Source organism: Alkalibacterium putridalgicola (assembly GCF_900109825.1).
GTDB lineage: Bacteria > Bacillota > Bacilli > Lactobacillales > Carnobacteriaceae_A > Alkalibacterium > Alkalibacterium putridalgicola.
The window spans coordinates 1-23070 of the sequence record NZ_FOBL01000015.1; the positions used below are offsets into that span (position 1 = coordinate 1).

Genomic DNA, 23070 nt, shown 5'->3' on the forward strand with positions numbered 1-23070 from the left:
GTTAGTGTAAAATAGTTCTCGGTTAGTGATATCATTTCGTTTTCTAGACAAAAAGAAACGAGACCTTTAATCTAGTAGTTACCACACCAGTAGAAAAGAGGCCTCGTTATGAATCATATAATATCACAAATAGTTGAACTCTGGAAGAACGAAGAATCTGTTATTGATATAGAAAATAATTTAAACCTTTGGTTTCAAGGTTGGAATGAATGGTTAATGCAGCATGCCATAGAGAGAATAGATAAAGAACTTTACCAGCAGTATAAACATAAAGGCTGGCATGTAGACAATATTGAACCTCGAACTGTTCAATTTGTATTTGGTAAGATCACTTACTATCGGAGACGACTAAGAAAAGAAGGGAAACCATCTTTTATTGCTTTGGATGAAGCCTTAGGCTTACAAAAGTATAAGCGCTACTCTCCCAACACTCAAAAGGTTATGGCTCAATTGGGGGCTAATATGCCTTATAGACAAGCCAAAAAGTCTCTTCTGATAAGTAGTTCTGTGACAGCTAGCCATTCTACCATTCACCGTGTAACGCAAGAGGTTGGAGAAAAGGTTCAACACTATCTGTCTAAATATAACTATAAATCAAATCTTCCTAAGACTAAGCGAAAGAAGGTAAAAGCATTATATATTGAAGGTGATGGTTTGCTTGTCAAAGGAAGGCAAGGCGACTCCCCGACCATTCATCGCGTCATCGTACATGAAGGTATTGATAAAAAGAAGCAGAGACATACGCTTATAAACAAAATGGCATTTTCAAGTTTAGATTCTAGTAAAGATGCTTTTAAGCAAGCTGCTCATTACTTAAATCAAGTCTATGACTTGAAAGAGACACTTGTCATCACAAACAGTGATGGAGGAAGTGGATATGAAAAAGATAAATTTGACACTATCGTTGGCTATTGTCATCGGCATGAACATTTTAGAGATACCTACCACGTCTATCGAAAATTAAAAGAACGTTTATCTTTCGATAAAAAAATGGAAGGATTAATGATAAAGGCTGTAAAAAAACATGACTGGTCATTAGTGGAATCCGTTTGTGCAACAGCTGAAAGCAGATTGATAGACATACCAGAAGAAAGCAAAGCAATACGTAAAGATCAAATTGAAAAACTGAAAAAATATTTGTATAGAAATTGGGAATACATCAAAAGCTTTAAACAACGTGATCTCCCCCTGTCCGATGGGACAGGCGTTTGTGAAACTGGACATCGTGTGTATAGTTACCGGACGAAAAGGCAGGGACGTAGTTGGACAAAGTCAGGTGTAGCTAATGTCGTAGCATTACTAACAGCAGAACAAAACAGTCTTCTGAAAAAAGCTTTGTCCACAGAAGTTGATTCTATCGTTGAACCGTTAGGTGAAGATCTTAAAGGAGCAGTACGTCAGGCTTTGAAAAAGCCTCGTTCAACTACACGCACTGTTCAAACTGGGAAGATATCCAACTATGGCCCTGTGAGTAGCTTCATTGGAAAATTAGGCCGGGCATTTTCCTAAAAAAGTTAATATAACATACTTTCTGTTTAATTCTACTAGTTAAAGGTTACCGAGAAAAACTTGACGCATACATATAAGGTCTATTGTTTGAGCTGAACGCTTACCTTTCCTATAATGAATATAATAAAGGCTTACATTTTGCTTATAGAGAACTAGACCATTTAAAAAAATTCAAGGAGGCCAAACATGAATAATTTGGATCAGCGTGTTATCGGCAGTTATGAAGATGAAAAGGAAACGAAACGAGTGATTCGTCATTTAATGGATCAGGGGTACAGAAAAGACCAGCTGACGATCTACACCAACGAAGAGAAGCATCATCTTTTCTCAGAGGTTGAAAATGTACAAGTAGCTCAACCTGAGCCTGATGCACATGAAAATACCGATACACCTGAAGAAGATAAAAACTTCTGGGAATCGATCCGTGATGCCTTTCATGTCAGAGAAGACCATGAATTTGAAGATGCAAGCTATAAATCAGAGAATGATCTGCTCCACCCCTATCGCGATGACTTGAAAAATGGCCGCTATATCGTAGCTGTTGATGATTCCACTAGACGTCCCGGGGATAGTGAAACAGCTTCGGATAAAGAAGTCACCTCTGCTCCGAATCCTCAAATGGAAACGTTAGGTACAACAGCCGGTTTCCCCAATGAGGGTTCTGTTCAGGGTATGGGCGACGGCGGACAGCCACCTGTCGAACCACATTCTGAAGACGGCACGCCACCGGAGCTGGAAGATACCGCTGCTGCTGCCGATGAAAGAGAAGCAACAGAAGATCGACTCAGACAGGAGGGACGTGAAAATCGTCCGAAAAAATAAAAATTAAAATCAGTGATGTGGAAAGACTCGATTTACCCGGGTCTTTCCACATTTTTTCTTTGGTGGTGCTGAGTTTGCGCTAGTGTAATTCGTTCTGCTTGGTTATTTTATAGACTCCCAGCAGCTTTCCCTCTTAACTATCGTTTTCAGCAAAACAATGGTTTCAGTTCTCTTTAATAGCCACGACAGTCGAAAAAGGTTGAGACAGCGGTCTCAACCTTTCCTTATTGAAGCATGCTTTAATCTAGTGAAGACAAAAAGTTTCCGGCAGAAACTTCGATCGTACGATCTTCTGTATTGACGCTATCCACTTTCAGGAGTGCCGTATAATCCTTGACGGACCGTTCGCCTCTAAAAATGTTTTCTGCGATGACGGTGGCTCCCACAACTTCTGAATTAAACTCTTCGATCAGACTGATCATACCGTTGATCGTCCCGCCACCTTTAAGAAAGTCGTCTACGATGACAACTTTTGAGCCCATATCCAGGCTGCGTCTGGATAACTCCATTTTTTCTACCCGATCAAATGAAGAACCCGAAACATAATTGATACTTACGGTAGACCCTTCTGTTACTTTTGAATCCCGTCGCACGATCACGAACGGCACATTCAGATAAAATGCAACAGACTGGGCGATAGGAACACCTTTGGTCGCTACAGTCATCACGCTGTTGACTTCGGTCCCCATGTACTGAGAGGCAATCGCTCGACCGATTCGTCTCAGCCATTTCGGGTCACCCATCATATCTGACAAATAGACATATCCCCCAGGCAGAAGGCGTTTGGAATGATTCAGTTCTTCGATCAGATCATTTACGAAAGCTTCGATATCTTTCTTATTCATTTTCGGGATATACTTCACACCACCGGCAGCACCGGGAACAGTCTCCAGGAAACCTATGCCTCTTTCTGCAAAAGTGTTTTTAACGATCGTTAAGTCTTCACTGATGCTGGATTTTGCAGATTCATACTTCTTTGAAAATAATGTCAAAGGAATCAGGGTATGCGGATGCTCCAGCAGATAATGAGTCATGTCGATCAGTCGCTCACTTCGTTTCGTTTTCAATTATAAACACCTCTTTTTTTATGTAGCTCTTATTTCTGTGATACTTATTCTACCGTTTTTATTCGTTAATTAATAGTCATTCTTCTTATTTCATCTGATATTGTTCGTATTTAGCTGTAAATCTTACTGGATATTCCGAATCCATCTCACTGGTGGTCACACCGCTCGGGCAGGCAATAAATTTTATTGGCATAGCAATAAGCTGATATTCAGTTCACTCACGGAAACGCTTGACTGAGTACTGCTAATGTTCCCTGCATTCGACGTACTCGCGGACAAAACTGCTTGAGTAATGCTAATGTTGCCTTCATTCGGCGTACCCACGGACAAAAACTCCTTGAGCACTGCTAATGTTGCCTTCATTCGGCGTACCCACGGACAATACTCCTTGAGCACTGCTAATGTTGCCTTCATTCGACGCACTCACGTACAAAATTCCTTGAGTACTGCTAATGAGGCCTGCATTCGACGTACTGACCGACAAAACCGCTTGAGTACTGCTAATGCTGCCTTCATTCGACGCACTCACGGCCAAAGCTGCTTGAATAATGCTAATGACGTTCTCATTCGACGTACCCACGGACAAAATGGTCTTCAGTACTGCCAATGTTGCCTTCATTCGGCGTACTCACGGCCAAAGCTGCTTGAGTAATGCTATTGACGTTCTCATTCGACGTTCTGACCGGCAAAACCGCTTGAGTACTGTTAATAGTTGAACTAAAGTAAAAACAGGATAACTCGATCAAATAAGGTCTGGATCAGGCTGCAGCCTGATCCCACCTATCTGAAAGACCTTAGAATGAACAGATGACTGATTTCAGTAATTCATATCAGATAAAAAGTCTGCGCTTTATTCGCGCAGACTTTTCCTTATTTTGTTTCGATTTCAACAAGCAGATCATTGGTTTGTATCGTGTCGCCTTCTTTGACAAAGAGACGCTCGACTTTCCCGGCGATACCGGAACGGATCGTCGTTTCCATTTTCATGGCTTCTGTTATGACGATCGGATCACCTTTATCAACCTTATCACCACGATTAACCAGTACTTGAAGTACAGAACCGGGCATGGTAGCGCCGACGTGACCTTTGTTTGTCGGCTCAGCCTTTTTACGGACCGCTTTCGTATTCGTCACGTTTTTATCTTTGACTTCGATCTGCCTTCCCTGTCCGTTAAGCTCGAAATACAGGACACGGTTTCCTTCCAGATCGGGATCGCCGATTTGATTCAGTTTAATGATCAGTGTTTTCCCTTTTTCCAGGGTCACTTCCACCTGTTCACCCATTCGCATGCCGTAGAAGAATGTCGGCGTATCGAATTTGGTGACTTCACCGTACATATTGTAGAAGAATGTATAGTCCAGGAAGACCTGCGGATACATGATATAGCCCATAACTTCTTCTTCCGTCGGTTCACGGTCCAGGTGTTCGCTTAATTCTTTTCTCACTTCATTAAAATCAAGCGGTTCTTTATATTCGCCAGGTCTTTTTTCTAAAGGTTTATCCCCATTCAGAACCAGTTTCTGAAGTTTCTCAGGGAAGCCGCCTTCGGGCTGACCCAGTTCACCTTTGAAGAAACGCACGACTGATGTCGGGAAGTCCAGGTCCTCACCTTTTTCATAAACCTCTTCTTCCGTCAGTTCATTCTGGATCATATAAAGAGCCATATCACCAACGACTTTAGAAGAAGGCGTGACTTTTACGATATCTCCAAACATGCGGTTGACCACAGCATACATTTCTTTGATATCGTCCCACTGATCTTCAAGACCAACCCCCTTGGCCTGCTGTTTCAGGTTTGTGTACTGGCCGCCAGGCATCTGGTGCGTGTAGACTTCCGTTGAAGCCGCCGGCATACCTTCTTCAAAATCAGCATAGTACTTACGTATATCTTCCCAGTAGTGATTCAGCTGTTCCACATTCTTGATGTTATATTTGGGCGCATGCGTGGTGCCTTCCAGCGCATAGTACAGACTTCCCATACTTGGCTGACTGGTTTTTCCACTCAAGGCACTTTGAGCCACATCTACGATATCCACACCTGCCCGGATCGCTGCACCGTAAGTGTAAATACCATTCCCACTGGTGTCATGCATATGGAGGTGAATGGGGATAGAAACAGTTTCTTTCAATTCCCCGATCAGGCGGTAAGCGGCATGCGGTTTAAGCAAACCGGCCATATCTTTGATCGCCAGGATGTGTGCGCCTGTTGCTTCAAGCTCTTTCGCCATGCGTTTGTAGTAGTTCATCGTGTATTTTGTCTGAGACGGGTCAAGAAGATCCCCGGTATAGCAGATCGTTGCTTCGGCTATCTTGTTGTTGTCTCTGACATACTGGATGCTTTTCTCCATTTGCGGGATCCAGTTCAAGCTATCGAAGATACGGAACACATCGATCCCATTTTCTGCAGCCAGTCGGATGAATTCTTCCAGCACGTTGTCCGGATAATTGTCATAACCGACGGCATTGGATCCGCGGAACAGCATCTGAAAGAGTGTATTCGGCATTTTCTCCCGCAGCTTTCTCAAACGTATCCATGGGTCTTCAGTCAGGAAGCGGTAGGCCACATCGAAAGTGGCACCTCCCCACATCTCTACAGAGAATAGTTCAGGAATGGCTTTCTCCGTTTCTTCCGCGATCGCCAGCATGTCATGTGTACGCATACGGGTGGCCAGAAGACTCTGATGTGCATCACGCAGAGTCGTATCTGTCAGAAGGACTGAATCCTGTGCTTTGACCCATTCCGATACTTTTTCCGGTCCTTCTTTATCCAGGATATGTTTAGGATAAACCAGCTCTTTTGAAGGCTGGATGATTTTTTTAGGCATTCTTGGTTCTTTAAATGCGCGTTTCTCTATTTTACCTATGCCTGGGAATCCGTTGACCGTCACGTTGCCGATATATTTCAGGGTCTTGTTGCCTCGGTCTCTGATTTTAGGGTATTCAAACAGTTCCGGTGTCTCATCGATGAAACGGGTCGTCACTTTCCCACTTCGGAAAGTCGGATGTTTCAGAACATTGATAAGAAACGGAATATTCGTTACAACACCACGGATGCGGAATTCGATCAGGGCACGGGTCATTTTCTGTACCGCTTGTTTATAATCCAGGCCTTCTGTCGACAGTTTGACAAGGAGCGAGTCAAAGAACGGCGTGACTACAGAACCCTGAAAACCGTTTCCGGCGTCCAGACGTATACCGAATCCCCCCGGCGAGCGGTAGGTATTGATTTTTCCTGTATCCGGCAGGAAACCGTTGGCCGGATCTTCAGTGGTGATGCGGCACTGGATAGCTGCGCCTTTCAGTTTAATGTCTTCCTGTTTAGGTATCCCGATATCTTTATGCAGATCCTGGCCTTGTGCGATCAGGATCTGAGTCTGAACGATATCTATGCCTGTCACCATTTCAGTGATGGTATGCTCGACCTGCACACGGGGATTGACTTCAATAAAGTAGAATGCGTCATTTTCCAGCAGGAATTCTACCGTTCCAGCATTCACATAACCGACATGTTCCATCAGCTTAACAGCTGTCTGACACAGTTCTTCTCTTAATGCGGGATCCAAGTCCACACATGGGGCAACTTCAACGACTTTCTGATGGCGTCTCTGGACCGAACAGTCTCTTTCAAACAAGTGGATAATGTTGCCGTGACTGTCACCAAAGATCTGCACTTCGATGTGTTTCGGATTAGCGATATATTTTTCGATATAGATATCATCCTGACCAAAGGCCGCTTTTGCTTCACTTTTGGCTCTTTCAAATCCTTCAGCTGCTTCGACTTCATTGTTTGCAACACGCATGCCGCGTCCGCCGCCGCCCATTGCCGCTTTCATCATGATCGGGTAACCATATGTTTCTCCAAATGAAAGGACAGCTTTCACGTCATCGACAGGTCCGTCAGTTCCTGGAACAGTCGGGATACCGGCTTCCTTTGCTACAGTTTTCGCTTTGATTTTGTCTCCGAATATGTCTAAATGATGTGTGTCCGGACCGATAAAGGTCAGACCTTCTGCTTCGCATCGCTCAGCAAATTCCAGATTTTCAGAAAGAAAGCCGTAACCCGGATGAATCGCATCCGCTCCTGCCTCCTTGGCCACTTGAATGATGCTTTCACTGTCCAGATATGCTTCGATCGGTTTTTTACCTTTGCCTACGAGATAAGCTTCATCAGCTTTGAAACGGTGTACGCTTGCTTCATCTTCCAGTGCATAGATGCCCACTGTATCGATATTCAGTTCAGCCAGTGCTCTGAAGATGCGGATAGCTATTTCACCTCTATTGGCGACTAATACTTTTTTCATCCAATTTTCACCTCGTCCTTATTTATATGAATATTCTATCATCATTTTCTAAGCTTACACCTTATTTTACCAGAGTTTCAGCCTAAATAAAAAAGAATTTAAAAAGAATGCTTATCCGCACTCTTTTTTCACCCTTTATTTTCTTTCAATTTATACACTGACTCTGTTTCTCCCGTCATTCTTGGACTTGTAGAGAAGCACATCAGCCATTTCGATCATATCTGACAGATGGTTGATCGTTTCCGGATAAACCGTCACGCCTAGTGATACGGTTACTGGGATACTGACTAAATTATGGGTAATGAAATGATGCTGTTCCACTTTCATTCTTATAGACTCAGCTAGTCTAACAGCCTCCGCTTTATCACTCTTTGGTAGAACGACAGCAAATTCTTCTCCACCTTTTCTAAAGGCTATTCCTCTTTTTCCAATGACCTCTTCCAGAATGTGTCCAAGCTCTACCAGTACATAATCGCCAGCAGAATGACCATAGGCATCGTTGGTCTGTTTAAAATGATCGATATCAAGGAGAATGAGGGCACAGGATTCCTGATTTACTTGCGCATCCTGCGAGACTTTTCCCCAGAAATCTTCAAAGCGTCTGACATTGCTCAAACCCGTTAGAAAATCCGTCGAAGATTCGATCTGATACTTATTAAAAAGGTATTCCGAATTCCTGATGTAATTGACAAGATAAACAGCGGACATCCCGGCTAATGTTGAGATCACCCAGAACAGCAGTGTAAGAGGCGCCAGATTTATTCCATCAGTCAGGTAAATAAGAAAAACTGTCACAACACTATTGGAATACAGGGTGAAGAACAGCCCTTTTTTCAACATGCTTTCTTCATTTTTTAAAATTTGGTCCAAAACGATATAACCTGCTAAGAGCACCATTGCCATATGGATTGCATAAACAGCCGATCGCCCTGTACCGATCTGAAACCGGCTTAAAGCAATAATGAGACTGCTGATCAGAGCTGGCCGTTTCCCCACAAAGAGTACCAGCAGCATGATTGGCACATACCTGAAATCTAAAATCGTATTTGAAGTGACACGAATAGAAAAAGACATCAGGAGGTAGCCCATCAGCCCTCCGCATAGTCCATCAATCGTTAGCGACAGCCCTGGTATGGAAGATTTTTTGTGACTTTTCCACCTGACCTGCATGTAGATAAAAATCAGCGAAATAACGATTGAAAAATTGATAAATAAATCCCGACCCATCTGATACCCCTTCTCATTCATAAAATCCTATTTAAGTGTGTTGTTTGATTGTGTGGAATTTTTTTACATTATTAAACATAATAAGAGTGTATCATGTTAGTGGCCTGGAGACAAAATGGCCTTTACTCTGCTTATGTCATTCTGTTCCTTTTTACACGAGTTTTTCCCCTTCTTCCCTATTATGGCCAGTAAAGGTGATCACTCATCAGCTTTCACGCTCATTCGTGTTTTTAGAACAAAAAAGGCCGGGAACCATCCCCAGCCTTTCATCTCAATTATCTGATTCAACAACCCTTTATTTAAATACAGCAAGTAATGAAAAAATACTGATATAAATCAGCGTGATGGTGGCACCCGGCGGGGTTCCCAGATAATAAGACCCTACCAGTCCCATTATCATACCTATCAATGCTACTCCGATACCGATGAAGATGACACCGTTGAAGCTCTTGCTCAACCTTATGGAAATGGCTGCCGGCAGGATAAGTATCGCGGAGACAAGCAGCGCCCCTACGATCGGCATGATCAAAGCGATTGTTACACCCGTAAGGATATTGAACATCACCGACATGAACTGGATCGGAAGGCCGGCTGTATAAGCCGTTTCTTCGTCAAAAGTCAGCGTGTACATCGGCTTTCTAAACACACTGTATAATACGATGATAATAAGGGTGAGAATAAGCAGCATCCAGACCTGCTGGACGGATATGGTCACAATGGAACCAAAGAGAAACTGCTGGATACTGACGGTGGCTCCGCTGTCGTTCAGACCCATGAGTACCAGTGCGACAGCCATCCCTCCAGACATCAGGATCGCGATCGAGATTTCGGAATACGTCCGGTAAACTTTTCTTAAATATTCCAGGATCCCGGCGACGATCACGACGACCAGGATATTCATCCAGGTAGGGTCATAACCCAGGAGCAGCCCTAAGGCGACCCCTGCCAGCGATACATGGGAAAGAGTATCCGCCATCAGCGACTGACGCCTGAGGATGAGGAACAACCCCAGCATAGGCGCGATCAGTGAAATGAGGATGGATGCTTGGAACGCTCTTTGCATGAATCCATAGAGAAACATCTCCACGGCGATCCCTCCTTCCTGATCAGCTCGATATGTTTGTTGGCATAATGCCGGATCTCTTCATGATCGTGGGTCACCATCAGAATGCCCTTGTCATGATATTCGCTGGCGTGCTGAAGAAGTTTGTAGAATTCTTCTCTGGAGTTGACATCCATACCGGTCGTCGGCTCGTCCAGAATAAACAGATCAGGATCCATGGCAAAGACACGCGCAATAGATATGCGCTGTTTCTGTCCGCCGGAGAGTTCACCGATTTTTTTGTTCCGCATCTCCCACATGCCTACGGATTCCAGTGACTTCCGCACATGTTCTTTATCTTCTTTATCTAGCTTTTTAAACCATTTCCCTCTAGGATAACGGCCGGAATTGACAAGTTCCAATACTGTACTTGGAAAACCGGCATTAAAAGAAGCCACTTGCTGAGGGATATAACCGACGACCAGCTTTTCGCCCTCTGTATTCTTTTTAGATAACGTGACTGATCCTTTTGTCGGCTTCAGTAAACCGAGAATGTTGCGCAGCAGTGTTGATTTCGCTGCACCATTCTCACCCGTCAGCATGGCAAAGTCTCCGGCATTGACTTCAAAGCATATATTCTCAAGTACTGGTTCATCTTCATAGTGAAAGGCCAAGTCATCCACTTTTATATACTGCATATGATTCCCTGCTTTCATTTTTAACTCTTGTTTAAGAGATCAGGATTTACTGGATACTCATTTCCAGTGCTTCCAGATTCCTTTTCATCGCTTCGATGTAGCCTTGACCGTCATCTTCTACAGCTGCCGGTAGAGATTCCAGACTGTATAATTCAGCGACTTCTGCCCCTGTTTCATTGGCCACTGTTTCTGCGATCGCCGAATTGGCGCCTTCCTGGAAGTAGATCACAGGAATGTCGAACTCTTCAACGAGCTGATTGATTTCAGCGATCCTTGAAGGACTGACTTCGACCTCAGTGGACAATCCACCTACGGCCATTTGAGTCAGATCATAACGGTGCGCTATATAACCGAAGGCTTCATGCTGGGTGACGAAACGTCGTTGTTCAGCATCACTGAACGCTGCTTCAAATTCTTCATGCAGGTCCTGCAGGTCACTCTGATAGGCTTCAGCGTTCGCTGTGTAGCTTTCAGAACGATCCGGATCAATATTGATGAAGGCCTCTTTCACTGTCTCCACCTGTTCCTGAACCAAAACAGGATCCAGCCAGATATGCGGATCGACTGCATGGACATCTTCTTCATCCTCATGACCGTGTTCATCTTCAGCATGTTCATCTTCCTCAGCTTCGATCAGGTCGACAGCTGCGGCCTGTTCCACTACAACGAGATCTTCATTATCCAGCGAGGCCAGCATGCTCTGTACCCACGTTTCCATTTCATCACTGCTGTACACGAACATGTCCGCATCGTTGATCATCGCCATGTCTCTGGCACTCGGTTCATAGTGATGCACATCGGTTCCGCCGGTGATCATCATTTCGATATCGGCGTGATCGCCAGCAACCTGGTCAGTGAATTCATAGACCGGGTAAAATGTGGTGACGACAGATAATTTTTCCTCTTCAGTTGAAGCAGTATCTGTTTCTTCATTCGTTTCATTCGTTGCATTTGCTTCAGAACTTTCATTGTCTTCAACAGGTTCCTGCGACTCAGGTGCACAAGCGGCAAGTGTCGACAGAGAAAGAAGTGAGATAAGTACTTTATTTAAATTTCTCATACGTGTTATCCTCCAAAATTTAACAAATCGTAATCATTACGATTTAAAGAATAGCATTTTTCTCTGTCTATTGTCAAGCAAATTTTTTTCCTTATAATGTTCGAACCAGATAAACCTCTTTACAGAAGCCTTTCAATCCATTGACGATACGCTGAGCCTTTTTCATATTCTGAGTCAGGCCATAAACCGTCGGACCTGTCCCGCTCATCAGTGCTGTTTCTGCACCGAATTGCAGCATCTTATCTTTGACTTCGATGATCAATGGGTTCTGTTTCACGGCCTGAACTTCCAGGGCATTCCCGGCATAACGAACAGCATCCTTAAAGGAATGGTTTTCTATTGCTTCACGCATCGCCTGGATCTCATATGATAAAAGCTGACTGATATCCAGATCTTTAAAAACTGTCCAGCTGGAGATCCCTTTTGGTGGTTTGACAAGGATCACCCATGCTTTAGGAAACGGTTGGATAGGTTCGACGATTTCCCCTCTACCGGACACGAAAGCTGTCTGATTATAGACACAGAACGGCACATCCGAACCGATCTGTTCTCCCAGCCGAGCGAGTTCATCAAGAGAAAGTTCCAGATTCCATAAACGGTTCAGTCCTCTCAGCGTCGCCGCCGCATCGCTGCTTCCCCCACCCAGTCCAGCTGCGATGGGTATGTTTTTTTCTATATAGATATCCGCTCCCTGAGTTACTTGATACGTATCTTTAAGCAGCTGTGCTGTCTTGTAAACGATGTTCCGTTCATCTAAAGGCATGAACGAGCTGTTCGAGTCCAAGGAAATCTCCCTGTCAAGCAAACTGAACGTCAGCCGGTCCGCCAGATCGATAGGTGTCATCAGCATTTCCATTTCATGAAAGCCGTCCTCTCTTTTTCTGAGAACATTCAGGCAGAGATTGATTTTAGCCGGTGCTTTTTCGTATAGAGACAAGAACGTTCCTCCTCTCATTCTTGGATTATCTATTTCCTATTGTAAATGAGTTTACCCTTTAATGAAAAAGAAAGGACCGTTCCACCTGATGAAAATATTTTCAAGCATAAAAAAAGTAGCATAATTTAAAATAAATTACACTACCGGATCTGTAAATTCTGTTTAGTTCAGTACAAGTTCGACTTCTTCAGAGAACTCGACCTCCACAGCATGTGTCAATACATCTGTATAGTTATAAGAAACTCGTTCCACTGCATTTTCTTCCTGATCAAGTTCTACGACGAAAACTGAAGGATACGTTTCTGTTAAAATACCTTTGCGTTCTGTCGTCTTTTTTCTTCCAGCCTGGGCAATCAATTTGATTTCTCTTCCTATTTGACTGTCCAAGGTTTTCTTAATGCTCGCTAAAGTAGTTGGCATATTTCGACTCACCTCACAAAGTAGTATATTCATTATACCACTAAAAACCGAAAATTAAAAGCTTTCAGGCGGATAAAGATAGGATTTTCTGTGAAGATTAAAATATAATGAGGCGGCTATCCCCTATATATCAAATATAATACCAACTTACATGAAGTTTTTTTAATGAAAGAGATTATCGACAGCGTCTAACGTTCGTGTTTTCCTGACCTGACGGATTGGCAGTCCACAACGGATCTAAACAGCCGTATCTTTTCTGGACAAGCCGGCCTTACTAAACGCATTGGACATGCGTCCGAATTCTTCGATAGACAGAGTTTCTCCCCGTCTTTTCGGATCGATACCGGCAGAAGCCAATGCCTCAGACATTGTTTCTTTAACCGTCTGGTCTTTGCCGAAAGCTACCTGCAGGTTGTTCCATAAAGTCTTTCTGCGCTGGACGAAAGCCGCGCGGGTAAGGGTGAAAAACAGTTCCTCGTCTTTGACGTCTATGCCTTCCGTTTCTTTTCTGCTCAGTCTGATGATAGCTGAATCCACATTCGGCTGCGGCATAAAGACCGTCTTGGGCACCGTAAAGGCTACTTCTGCATCCATATAATACTGTACGGCGATGGATAAAGACCCGTAGGCTTTTGTGCTTGGCTGAGCGGACAAACGACTGGCGACTTCTTTCTGCATCATCAGCACCATGCGGTCGATAGGCAGCTGTGATTCCAGGAACCTCAAGATGATGGGGGTGGTGATGTAGTAAGGCAGATTGGCCACCACCACGATCTCTTCTGCATCCTTTAGATGTGACGCATAAAAAGCCTCCAGGTCCACATTCAAGATGTCTTCGTGAATGATCTCGATGTTGTCATAGGGAGACAAGGTATCTGCAAGGACGGGCAGAAGGCGGTCGTCGATCTCAAAGGCGATCACTTTTCCCGCCTGTTTGGCCAGCTGCTCCGTCAAGGCTCCGATCCCGGGACCGACTTCGATCACTGTGGTACGGTCGGAAACCTCCCCCGCCTCCACGATATTTCTCAATATATTGGTGTCGATGATAAAATTCTGCCCCAGACTTTTCTTTGCGGAAAGTCCGTATGTCTGAAGTATTTCTTTGGTGCGATTAGGTGTTGCGATATCTTTATGCGTCATTGTCTGCTTGTTCCTTTCGTATCTTCGCTAATGCCTCTTTAACGTCTTCCTCTGAAAAACCGAACATGGTCAGACGTTTCTTCAGCTGCTTACCGTTGGTGTAGCCGATGCGCAGTTCTTCACCGAGAGCTTCCCGCAATGCCCGCGCTTTATCAGAGCCGATCAGCCCCTCTTTGATCAGGAAAGACTGACTCACGGTCTCTTCTGCGTCGATACGTTCTTCAACGACCTGATCCAGGGCTTCGCGGATGTCTTCCACCGATGCATGTTCGATGCCCAGACTTGCTTTCACTGATTTTCTATGACGGCCCTGGTCCTTTGTAATAAAGGCATGCTTCACACCAGGGACATTCATCGAGATGATTTTACGGATCTTCTCACCCGGTCCGTCCGGATCAGTGAAGACGATGACCCCTCTCGTTTCCTGGGCTAAAGCGATCTGTTCCAGTATGTCCGGGCTGATCGCGGATCCACGGGTTTCGATCGTATCGGCATCGACCGCTAGAGCCAGACGCTTCGTGTCGTCTTTCCCTTCCACCACGATGATTTCTTTGATCTTTTCCATTACTATCTCACCTTATTCTTCCAGTCTGAATAGACGCATAGCATTTTGGGTCGTCTGCTGAGCTACTTCCTCAAATTTCAGCCCGCGCTGTCTGGCGATCTCTTCGGCTACGTACTTGACATAGGCCGGCTCATTCCGCTTGCCCCGATTAGGCATCGGAGCCATATAAGGGGCATCGGTTTCCACGAGCAGCTTTTCAAAGGGAACAGCCTTCGCCACTTCTTTCACTTCGGGCGCATTTTTAAACGTAACGACCCCGCTAAGTGAAATGTGCATGCCGATATCCAGGAATTTTTCCATCCAGTAGGTATCCAGATTGAAGCTGTGCATGATTCCGCCAGTATCCCCGGCATGTTCTTCTTTGAGTATTTTATAGGTATCTTCTGTCGCATCCCGGTTATGGATAGAAACCGGCAGGCTCAATTCTTTCGCCACTCGGATCTGACGTCTGAAGGCATCATGCTGGACAGGCTTTGGGGCTGTGTCCCAGTAATAATCCAGACCCATTTCACCCATGGCAACGATTTTATCCCCTGTCAGCTGTTCCATCAGCTGATTCTCGACCGCGTCTGTATAGGTCGCCGCTTCAGTCGGGTGCCAGCCGATGATGGAATAGACGCCCTCGTAAGTTCGGCTCAATTCCAGGGATTTTCTGATCGTTTCTGTATCAAATCCGACCACCGCCATGCGGGTCACCTGATTCTCCCTGGCCCGTTCGATGGCTTCTTTTTCTTCACCTTTAAACCGGTCGACATTTATATGTGTGTGTGTATCAAAAAGCATGGCTTCTCTCCTTTGTTTGTCTTACTCGTCTCCTTCAGAATACACCATAAACAGAAAAATTCCAACAAAGTCAAAAGACGCATCTTCTCTCTTTGCTGGAATTCCTGATAACGTTATAGTTGCGTTAAGCCACGATGGACCCGTTCGGCATATGAGCCGGTGCTTCGATCACAGTTAAATTACCTTCTGTATCTTCAGCAGACAGGATCATTCCCTGGCTGATCTCACCGCGCATTTTTCTCGGTTTCAAGTTGGCTACGATGACGACTTTCTTCCCGACCAGTTCCTGTGGATCAGGATAAAAGGCTGCGATACCTGACAAGATCTGGCGGTGGCCGCCTTCATCTCCGGCATCCAGTCTGAATTTCAGCAGTTTATCTGCCTTTTCAACTTTATCAGCCGCAACGATTTCCGCTACTTTGAGCTCCATGCGGTCAAAAACGTCGTACTTGATTTCTTTGTCTTTAACCGATGTCAGTGTCGTTTCTTCCGGATCGAATGCTTCCATATCTTCTGACTCTCCTTCATCTGTAGAGGTCTGGCTCATCCAGCTTTGGATGACTCCCGCTTCTTCTTCCACATCTAAACGCGGGAAGATCGGTGTGCCTTTTTTAACGACCGTATTCGCTTCTTCATGTTTCATGAATGACACTTTTTCAAAAGCGACATCCTCTTCCGAGAACCCTAACTGCTCGGCCACGGCTTTCGATGTGTGCAGCAGGATAGGCTGAAGCAGCACAGCCGTGATACGCAGGCTTTCAGACAAGTGGGCCATGACACTGGCTAATTCCTCTCGCTTCGTTTCATCTTTGGCTAACACCCAAGGCTCTGTTTCATCAATGTACTTATTGGAACGTGAAATGAGCTTCCAAACCGACTGCAAAGCAGAACTGAACTGCATCTCTGACATGTTGACTTCGTATTCATCAACTGTTTCCAGTGCCTGCAGACGCAGGGCTTCATCAAAGGCGGTCACATCTCCCTCATAATCCGGGATCACTCCGTCAAAGTATTTATTGATCATGGCAACTGTACGGTTGACCAGGTTCCCCAGATCATTGGCTAAATCATAGTTTATGCGGGAAATGAAATCTTCCGGAGTGAATACGCCGTCACTGCCGAAGGTCACTTCGCGCATCAGGTAATAGCGGACCGCATCCACGCCGTAGCGTTCCACAAGTTTTTCAGGATAGACGACATTGCCTTTGGACTTGGACATTTTGCCGTCTTTCATCAGCAGCCAGCCGTGTCCGAAGACTTGTTTAGGCAAAGGCAGATCGAGTGCCATCAGTAATATCGGCCAGTAGATCGTATGGAAACGGACGATCTCTTTACCGACCATGTGCACGTCAGCCGGCCAGTATTTTCTGAACGTTTCCGGCTGCTCGTCAAAGCCGCCCAGATCCGGATCATAACCTAGTGCTGTGATATAGTTCGTCAGGGCATCGATCCAGACATAAACGACGTGTCTTGGATTGGAAGGCACTTCAACGCCCCAGTCAAAGGTCGTACGTGACACAGCCAGATCTTCAAGACCCGGTTTAATGAAGTTATTGATCATTTCCTTTTTGCGAGATTCAGGCTGGATGAACTGAGGATGCGCGTCATAATATTCCAGCAGACGGTCGGCATACTTGCTCATTTTGAAGAAGTAAGACTCTTCTTTTACCCATTCGACTTTGTGCCCGCTTGGAGCTACTCCGCCGGTCACATTGCCGTCTTTGTCTTTAAAGACTTCAGCCAGCTGTGTTTCCGTGAAAAACTCTTCATCTGAGACTGAATACCAGCCGGCATAATCGCCTAGATAGATATCGCCCTGGGCCAGAAGTTTTTCAAAGATCTTAGCGACCACTTCTTTATGCTTGGGCCGAGTGGTACGGATGAAATCATCATTCGAAATTTCCAGAGTCTGCCATAAAGACTGGATGCTTTCTGCCATCGCATCGACATATTCCTGAGGCGTCTGGTTCAGTTCTTTTGCCTTTGTTTCGATTTTCTGACCGTGCTCATCTGTCCCTGTGAGATAAAAGGTATCGAAGCCTTTCAAACGTTTGTAGCGAGCCAAAACATCGCAGGCAATGGTGGTATAGGCATTACCGATATGCAGCTGGCCACTTGGGTAGTAGATGGGAGTTGTAATATAAAATGACTTTCTTTCAGACAACTTAATGTCCTCCTTTGATTTACTTTAGTTTGAACTTTTATTCGCTGTGCATTAAACATTTCTTAACTAGTATAGCACAGGAAACACTGCTGAAAAAGAACGGAATAAAGGGTCTCAGATCAGCCCGAAATGCTTCAGTGCTTTTTCGATCCCGTCTTTATCCACATCGTCCGTCACATAATCGGCGATCTCTTTGACGTTGTCCCAGCTGTTCCCCATGGCGATACTGGTTTCTACATATCCCAGCATTTCCAGATCATTGGGGCTGTCTCCGATGGCGTAAGTATCTTTCAGGTCCACGCCGACATGATTCAGATAATGTTCGATCCCCGTCGCTTTGGAGATCCCTTTACTGATGACATCCACGGTATAATGATTGGACCTGGCAAAGTTCAGCATATCGAAGGCTTCTCTGTACTGTTCTTCTTCCTCCTGCGAGGTTTCAATAATGACCTGATAGATGGGTTTTCCTTCATAATCTTCCGGTTTGGGCGGCTTTTTGATCAGACGGCTGAAGAACGACAGCTGAATGGAGCCGGGGACCAGTTTCACAAGCCCCTTGAGCAGCGTCAGGACTGAACTCCTTTTAGCCAGCGAGACGATGGAATTACTGAAAATATCTTTAGCTCCGCACAAAATGATACCGTCATTCTTATCCACTGCCCGGTCGATGAGCTGATCGACCGTTTCTTGTTCGATCGGGTTATGATAGACGACTTCGCCTTCGTGGACCACGAGTTGACCATTCATGGCGATATAGCTGTCGATACCAAGTTCACGCCGGACTTCTTCGATGAGAAGGGGGGCACGACCTGTCGAAATGACAGGCATTACGTTATTTTCTTTTAATTTCTGGATGGCACGTTTGGTCGACTGTGGTATAGTGTTATACTTGGTCACCAGCGTTCCATCTATATCAAGAAAAACTATTTTTGTCATATGCTAGGCTCACTTCCTTTAAAACTTCAATTCCATTGTATCATGTCTAAGCATGCGGACCTATAAGAATACAGAAAAAGAAGGCAGATACTGAGAAGTCCTTCGACTGTCGTTCTGCCTTCTTCTCTATTCTATTGTTTAGTTGTGATGCTAATCGACTTCGTCGGGATTGGCCCAGACGATTTCACTGATGGCATCGATGATGTCCTCACCCAAGTCCAAGGCAAGCAGTGCACTGATGACTCGCGCGCTTGATTTGCCTCTAATGATCGTATTGTAGATTTTTTCTTTCTGACTCGCCGGAAGCTGTGCGCGATCAAGGAATCGGAACAGCTCACCATGCATATCATTCTGTTTCAGCTTCACTTCTTTTAAATGAACGGTATAAGTGGAATCTATCGGCTGTTTAGGTATGACGACGTTCGTCACTTTACCTTTGCGGAACACTTCAACATCGACCTGTTCATCATTCACATAAATTTCCGGCATCTTCTGACACGCAAAACCGATCAATGATAAAGTGAACTGACGCTCAGCCGGCAGGATATCCTGATTGCCTTCAGGCGCATTGATCTGGAATATCGACCATTCGCCCTCTTCCTCTTTCCAGATCAGGGACATTTTCGTGGTCACTTCCTCCAGACCTTGCCCTAATCCGTCATCTTCATATAAAGAGAAGCTGCCGTTGTCCCCGGCATACACTTTCACTTCCATATGTTCGGGGTTATTTGTGTGATTACTGTAGCTCTGGTCAAGTGGAACGATCCCTCCGGCTTTCACAAAGACCGGATAAGCGGACAGCGAACGGTACATGTCTATCATACGATCGCCTTCATACGCCCGGTTGATGAAGAAATCATACCAACGTCCTTCTGGAAGCCACACTTTCACTTTACCTAAACGCAAGTCGTCTCTTAAAGGCTGCGTTACAGGCGCAACGATCATCTGGGTCCCGAAATAATACTGATTCGGCACTTCATACGCTTCTTCCTTCCATGGGTAATGGTAATACATCGGTCGTATCAACGGAAAATCATCGAAGTGATTGATCACATTCATCGTATACAGATAAGGGACCAGGCGATGTCTCAGCTGCAGGAATTCCGTCACGATTTTTTCTGCATTGTTACCGTAGCGCCAAGGTTCTTTTCCGCTGAACTCGCCGTCCTGACTGTGCAGCCGGTTGATCGGAGAAAAGACGCCGAACTGGACCCAGCGGACAAAGAGCTCATTGTCTTTCTTTCCACCGTAATGTCCGCCGATATCATGACTCCACCAGCCATAGCCGACATTGGATGCCGTCGCTGTGAAATAAGGCTGGAAATTAAGTGAATCCCATGTCGCAGCCGTATCTCCGGAAAAGCCGATCGGATAGCGGTGTGAACCTAAGCCGGCATATCTTGAGAACACGAGCGGACGGCTCTCGCCTCTGCCATTATCGAGGAAGTGGTAGTGATTGAGCATCCATAAAGGATCCAGTCCTTCCACTTTTGTGACACTCCCCTGCTGCCAGTCGATCCACCAGAAGTCGACCCCGATCTCTTCATGCGGGTGATGCAGATATTTAAAATAGGCATCTAAAAATTCATGATTGGCGATATCAAAATTGATCGGCTTTTTCTCTTCGATATCAACGTCCAGCGCTTTAGCCATCGGTTCATACTGCTCTTCATAAGGCTGTACCCCGTTCGCCGGGTGGAGGTTCAGCGTCGTACGCAGCCCATGGTCGTCAAGCCAACCAAGGAATGCCTTGGGGTCAGGGAACAGATCCGTATCCCAGGTATACCCTGTCCAGCCGGATCCGTATTCAGGCGGAACGTCTGTGAGATGCCAGTCCATATCGATAACGGCGACTGAAAAAGGAATATCCCTTGTTTCAAATTCTTTGATCAGACGCTTGTATCCTTCTTGAGAATACGGATAATAACGGCTCCACCAGTTCCCTAAAGCGTATCTAGGCAACATAGGCGTTTTGCCTGTCAGATGATGGTAGTCTTTCAGGGTTCCCAGATAATCCCGGCCATAACCGAAGAAGTACATATCGGTGATCCCTTTGGGTCTTTTTTCCACCCAGCCGTCATCTGTCAGCCGCATGGATTTACTGTCGTCAAAGACCGAGTACCCGTTCTTGTTCATAAGCCCTTCTTCAAGTTCAATAGCTCCATCCGCAAAGTCGAGCGTCCGAGCCGTGCCTTTCAGTGTGTCCGGACGGTCACCGAAATACCAAGTACTGTGGTAAAGACTATAGTTCCCGATGGCTTCTATTCTAAGATTGTTTTTAGTAAAGCCGCCTTCTTCCTTATGAAAGATGAGGTGAGCTTTGGCGGTGATGATCTCGATATATTCATCATTTTCTTTTTTATTAAATTCTGGTGTATGGAAATTGCGGTTCAGAACCGTTTGAGTCGCACGGTCTTCAAATTCACCATGCTTATCATACTCTATACGAAAAAGCGCAGAGGTTAAGACTGTAAACCGGTAATTCTTCCAGATAACCTGAGATTCAACTGGAGCTTCTGGCTCCCTATCTAAATTAAACACTTCTTTTCTTCTCTTAACCAAGTGTCTTCATCCTTTCTCATTCACTCTTACTTATATTTTAGCATACACCAAATATATCTCCACTTAAAAACAATTCAAAAGGTTAATAAACTAACGGAAACGTTTTGGGCTCCTCGTCCACTTGCCAGGTGGTTATAGACGGTTGACTTATACCCTCTAATCCCTTATACTAACTGAGATAAATACTTTCAGCGATGAACAGGCGCAGTAGTTTTTCTGGTTTTTGTAAGAGAGCGGATGGCTGGTGAAAATCCGTATGATCAGATAAAACGAAGTACACCTCGGAGCTTTTCTCTTTTGAGCGCGACCCGGCGTTATGGGGATGAGTGAAGTCATTTTTTTATTGACTTTGATCTGGGTGGTACCACGGCATTGTTCGTCCCGGCAAAAAGCACACGCTTTTTGCGGGGCTTTTTTTATTGCATACAATCATGAAAAGGGAGAATACGTGAATATGAATATACTAGACGAACTGGAATGGCGCGGAGCCATCAACCAGCAGACAGACGAAGAAGGTCTGCGCGAACTGACCAACGAGAAAGATATCGCCTTATACTGCGGGATCGACCCATCAGGTGACAGCATGCATGTGGGACACTTGATCCCCTTCATGATCCTGAAACGATTCCAACTGGCGGGACATAGACCCGTTATCCTGATCGGCGGCGGAACAGGATCGATCGGAGACCCCAGCGGACGTAATTCCGAACGTGTCCTCCAGACCATGGACCAGATCGAGATGAACGCTAACAAACTGAGCAGTCAGATGCGCCAGCTGTTTGAGGCTGGTTCAGAACACTCCGGGATCAAACTCGTCAATAACTATGACTGGCTGAAAGAACTCTCTTTCCTGGATTTCCTCCGTGACTTCGGCAAGGAATTCAATATCAATACGATGCTGGCGAAAGACGTGGTGTCAAGCCGTTTAGATACTGGCATCTCCTTTACTGAATTTAGCTATCAGATCATCCAGTCTGTCGACTTCCTGCATTTATTCCAGAACGAAGACGTGCAGCTGCAGATCGGCGGTTCCGATCAGTGGGGCAATATCACGGCCGGACTGGACTTGATCCGTAAAAAAGAAGGCGCAGAGTCCAAAGCCTTTGGACTGACCATTCCCCTGCTTCTGAAAGCAGATGGCACAAAATTCGGTAAATCAGCAGACGGCGCGATCTGGCTGGATCCTGAAAAGACGACCCCTTACGAATTCTACCAGTTCTGGTTCAACCAGGATGATCGTGATGTCGTCAAGTACTTGAAGTACTTCACTTTCCTTTCAAAAGAGGAAATCGAAACTCTGGCTGAACAAGTAGAAACCGAGCCGCACAAGCGTGCCGCTCAAAAAGCTTTAGCTGAAGAAATGACACGTTTTGTCCACGGTCAGGACGCATTGGATGAAGCCATCAAGATCAGTCAGGCACTCTTTTCCGGCGAGATCCAGGAACTGACAGCGGACCAGATCGCCGCCACCTTTAAAGATGTGCCGTCATCAGAAGCACCTGCCGGCGAACATGGTTTGGTCGAGTTTCTGGTGGATATCACTAAAATCGAACCGTCACGACGTCAAGCACGCGAAGACATCAAAAACGGTGCGATCCGCCTCAAGGGGATTCAAGTCAAAGATGTCGATTACACCGTGACAGAAGACGACAGCTTCGACGGCCGTTTTGTTATCGTACGTAAAGGTAAAAAGAAATACTTCCTGGTTCATTTAGTTTAATAGATACACAAACAAAAAAACGATCCCGCCTTCAGAGAAAGAAGGCGGGATCGTTTTTATCTATTAACTAAAGCATTTTTTAATGTAGAGTTCATAAAAACCGGTTTTGCTTT

At 45.3% G+C, this 23070-nt stretch carries 18 protein-coding genes and 1 other annotated feature; of the genes, 3 read left to right on the forward strand and 15 right to left on the reverse strand.

What is annotated here, in order from left to right:
- The first annotated feature begins 108 nt into the window (after positions 1–108).
- Positions 109–1509, forward strand: a complete 1401-nt coding sequence (locus tag BMX84_RS06300; protein ID WP_091487483.1) for an ISLre2 family transposase — start codon at positions 109–111, stop codon at positions 1507–1509.
- Positions 1510–1695: 186 nt separating this feature from the next.
- The gene (locus BMX84_RS06305; protein ID WP_091488173.1) at positions 1696–2331 is read left to right on the forward strand and encodes a general stress protein; all 636 of its coding nucleotides are present in this window, start codon (positions 1696–1698) and stop codon (positions 2329–2331) included.
- A gap of 239 nt (positions 2332–2570) precedes the next feature.
- On the opposite strand, the gene purR is transcribed toward BMX84_RS06305, so the two are convergent.
- The 15 genes from purR to BMX84_RS06380 all read right to left on the reverse strand — a co-directional run bounded on the left by purR (position 2571) and on the right by BMX84_RS06380 (position 21237).
- Positions 2571–3398 (reverse strand): pur operon repressor, encoded by an 828-nt coding sequence (gene purR, locus BMX84_RS06310; protein ID WP_091488174.1) that lies wholly within the window; start codon positions 3396–3398, stop codon positions 2571–2573.
- 307 nt (positions 3399–3705) lie between these two features.
- Positions 3706–3984 carry a hypothetical protein gene (locus tag BMX84_RS06315; protein ID WP_143058679.1) on the reverse strand — a complete coding sequence of 93 codons (279 nt, stop codon included), beginning with the start codon at positions 3982–3984 and terminating at the stop codon, positions 3706–3708.
- A gap of 284 nt (positions 3985–4268) precedes the next feature.
- Positions 4269–7700: a pyruvate carboxylase gene (locus BMX84_RS06320; protein ID WP_091488178.1), complete on the reverse strand. Its 3432-nt coding sequence runs from the start codon at positions 7698–7700 to the stop codon at positions 4269–4271.
- 150 nt (positions 7701–7850) lie between these two features.
- Positions 7851–8927 carry a diguanylate cyclase gene (locus tag BMX84_RS06325; RefSeq protein WP_177165484.1) on the reverse strand — a complete coding sequence of 359 codons (1077 nt, stop codon included), beginning with the start codon at positions 8925–8927 and terminating at the stop codon, positions 7851–7853.
- A gap of 295 nt (positions 8928–9222) precedes the next feature.
- Entirely contained in the window at positions 9223–10014 is a 792-nt protein-coding gene (locus BMX84_RS06330; RefSeq protein ID WP_177165485.1) for a metal ABC transporter permease, read from the reverse strand.
- Entirely contained in the window at positions 9951–10667 is a 717-nt protein-coding gene (locus BMX84_RS06335; protein ID WP_091488245.1) for a metal ABC transporter ATP-binding protein, read from the reverse strand. Before BMX84_RS06335 ends, BMX84_RS06330 begins: the two co-directional genes overlap by 64 nt.
- A 46-nt stretch (positions 10668–10713) precedes the next feature.
- Positions 10714–11727 carry a metal ABC transporter solute-binding protein, Zn/Mn family gene (locus BMX84_RS06340; protein ID WP_091488182.1) on the reverse strand — a complete coding sequence of 338 codons (1014 nt, stop codon included), beginning with the start codon at positions 11725–11727 and terminating at the stop codon, positions 10714–10716.
- A gap of 91 nt (positions 11728–11818) precedes the next feature.
- Complete coding sequence (gene ispE / locus BMX84_RS06345) at positions 11819–12664, reverse strand: 4-(cytidine 5'-diphospho)-2-C-methyl-D-erythritol kinase (protein WP_091488183.1); 846 nt, start codon at positions 12662–12664, stop codon at positions 11819–11821.
- Between the two features lie 162 nt (positions 12665–12826).
- Positions 12827–13084: a Veg family protein gene (locus BMX84_RS06350; protein WP_091488185.1), complete on the reverse strand. Its 258-nt coding sequence runs from the start codon at positions 13082–13084 to the stop codon at positions 12827–12829.
- Positions 13085–13321: 237 nt separating this feature from the next.
- Complete coding sequence (gene rsmA, locus BMX84_RS06355; protein WP_091488186.1) at positions 13322–14224, reverse strand: 16S rRNA (adenine(1518)-N(6)/adenine(1519)-N(6))-dimethyltransferase RsmA; 903 nt, start codon at positions 14222–14224, stop codon at positions 13322–13324.
- Positions 14214–14789: a ribonuclease M5 gene (gene rnmV / locus BMX84_RS06360; RefSeq protein WP_091488188.1), complete on the reverse strand. Its 576-nt coding sequence runs from the start codon at positions 14787–14789 to the stop codon at positions 14214–14216. Before rnmV ends, rsmA begins: the two co-directional genes overlap by 11 nt.
- A gap of 12 nt (positions 14790–14801) precedes the next feature.
- Entirely contained in the window at positions 14802–15572 is a 771-nt protein-coding gene (locus BMX84_RS06365; RefSeq protein ID WP_091488191.1) for a TatD family hydrolase, read from the reverse strand.
- A gap of 124 nt (positions 15573–15696) precedes the next feature.
- The gene (gene metG, locus BMX84_RS06370) at positions 15697–17736 is read right to left on the reverse strand and encodes a methionine--tRNA ligase (RefSeq protein ID WP_091488193.1); all 2040 of its coding nucleotides are present in this window, start codon (positions 17734–17736) and stop codon (positions 15697–15699) included.
- Between the two features lie 114 nt (positions 17737–17850).
- Positions 17851–18675: a Cof-type HAD-IIB family hydrolase gene (locus BMX84_RS06375; protein ID WP_091488194.1), complete on the reverse strand. Its 825-nt coding sequence runs from the start codon at positions 18673–18675 to the stop codon at positions 17851–17853.
- A 150-nt stretch (positions 18676–18825) separates the two neighbouring features.
- Positions 18826–21237, reverse strand: a complete 2412-nt coding sequence (locus BMX84_RS06380; RefSeq protein ID WP_218142342.1) for a glycoside hydrolase family 31 protein — start codon at positions 21235–21237, stop codon at positions 18826–18828.
- A gap of 185 nt (positions 21238–21422) precedes the next feature.
- Positions 21423–21624: a binding site (T-box leader), on the forward strand.
- Positions 21625–21691: 67 nt separating this feature from the next.
- Between BMX84_RS06380 and tyrS the strand changes: the two genes are divergently transcribed.
- Entirely contained in the window at positions 21692–22957 is a 1266-nt protein-coding gene (gene tyrS, locus BMX84_RS06385) for a tyrosine--tRNA ligase (protein WP_091488196.1), read from the forward strand.
- Positions 22958–23070: the final 113 nt, after the last annotated feature.

Bases quoted from the DNA above. Each gene is read 5' to 3' on its own strand.
- BMX84_RS06300 (WP_091487483.1), top strand. From the start codon at position 109: ATGAATCATATAATATCACAAATAGTTGAACTCTGGAAGAACGAAGAA.
- BMX84_RS06305 (WP_091488173.1), top strand. From the start codon at position 1,696: ATGAATAATTTGGATCAGCGTGTTATCGGCAGTTATGAAGATGAAAAG.
- BMX84_RS06320 (WP_091488178.1), bottom strand. From the start codon at position 7,700: ATGAAAAAAGTATTAGTCGCCAATAGAGGTGAAATAGCTATCCGCATC.
- BMX84_RS06325 (WP_177165484.1), bottom strand. From the start codon at position 8,927: ATGGGTCGGGATTTATTTATCAATTTTTCAATCGTTATTTCGCTGATT.
- BMX84_RS06335 (WP_091488245.1), bottom strand. From the start codon at position 10,667: ATGCAGTATATAAAAGTGGATGACTTGGCCTTTCACTATGAAGATGAA.
- BMX84_RS06340 (WP_091488182.1), bottom strand. From the start codon at position 11,727: ATGAGAAATTTAAATAAAGTACTTATCTCACTTCTTTCTCTGTCGACA.
- BMX84_RS06350 (WP_091488185.1), bottom strand. From the start codon at position 13,084: ATGCCAACTACTTTAGCGAGCATTAAGAAAACCTTGGACAGTCAAATA.
- rsmA (WP_091488186.1), bottom strand. From the start codon at position 14,224: ATGACGCATAAAGATATCGCAACACCTAATCGCACCAAAGAAATACTT.
- rnmV (WP_091488188.1), bottom strand. From the start codon at position 14,789: ATGGAAAAGATCAAAGAAATCATCGTGGTGGAAGGGAAAGACGACACG.
- BMX84_RS06365 (WP_091488191.1), bottom strand. From the start codon at position 15,572: ATGCTTTTTGATACACACACACATATAAATGTCGACCGGTTTAAAGGT.
- BMX84_RS06375 (WP_091488194.1), bottom strand. From the start codon at position 18,675: ATGACAAAAATAGTTTTTCTTGATATAGATGGAACGCTGGTGACCAAG.
- tyrS (WP_091488196.1), top strand. From the start codon at position 21,692: ATGAATATACTAGACGAACTGGAATGGCGCGGAGCCATCAACCAGCAG.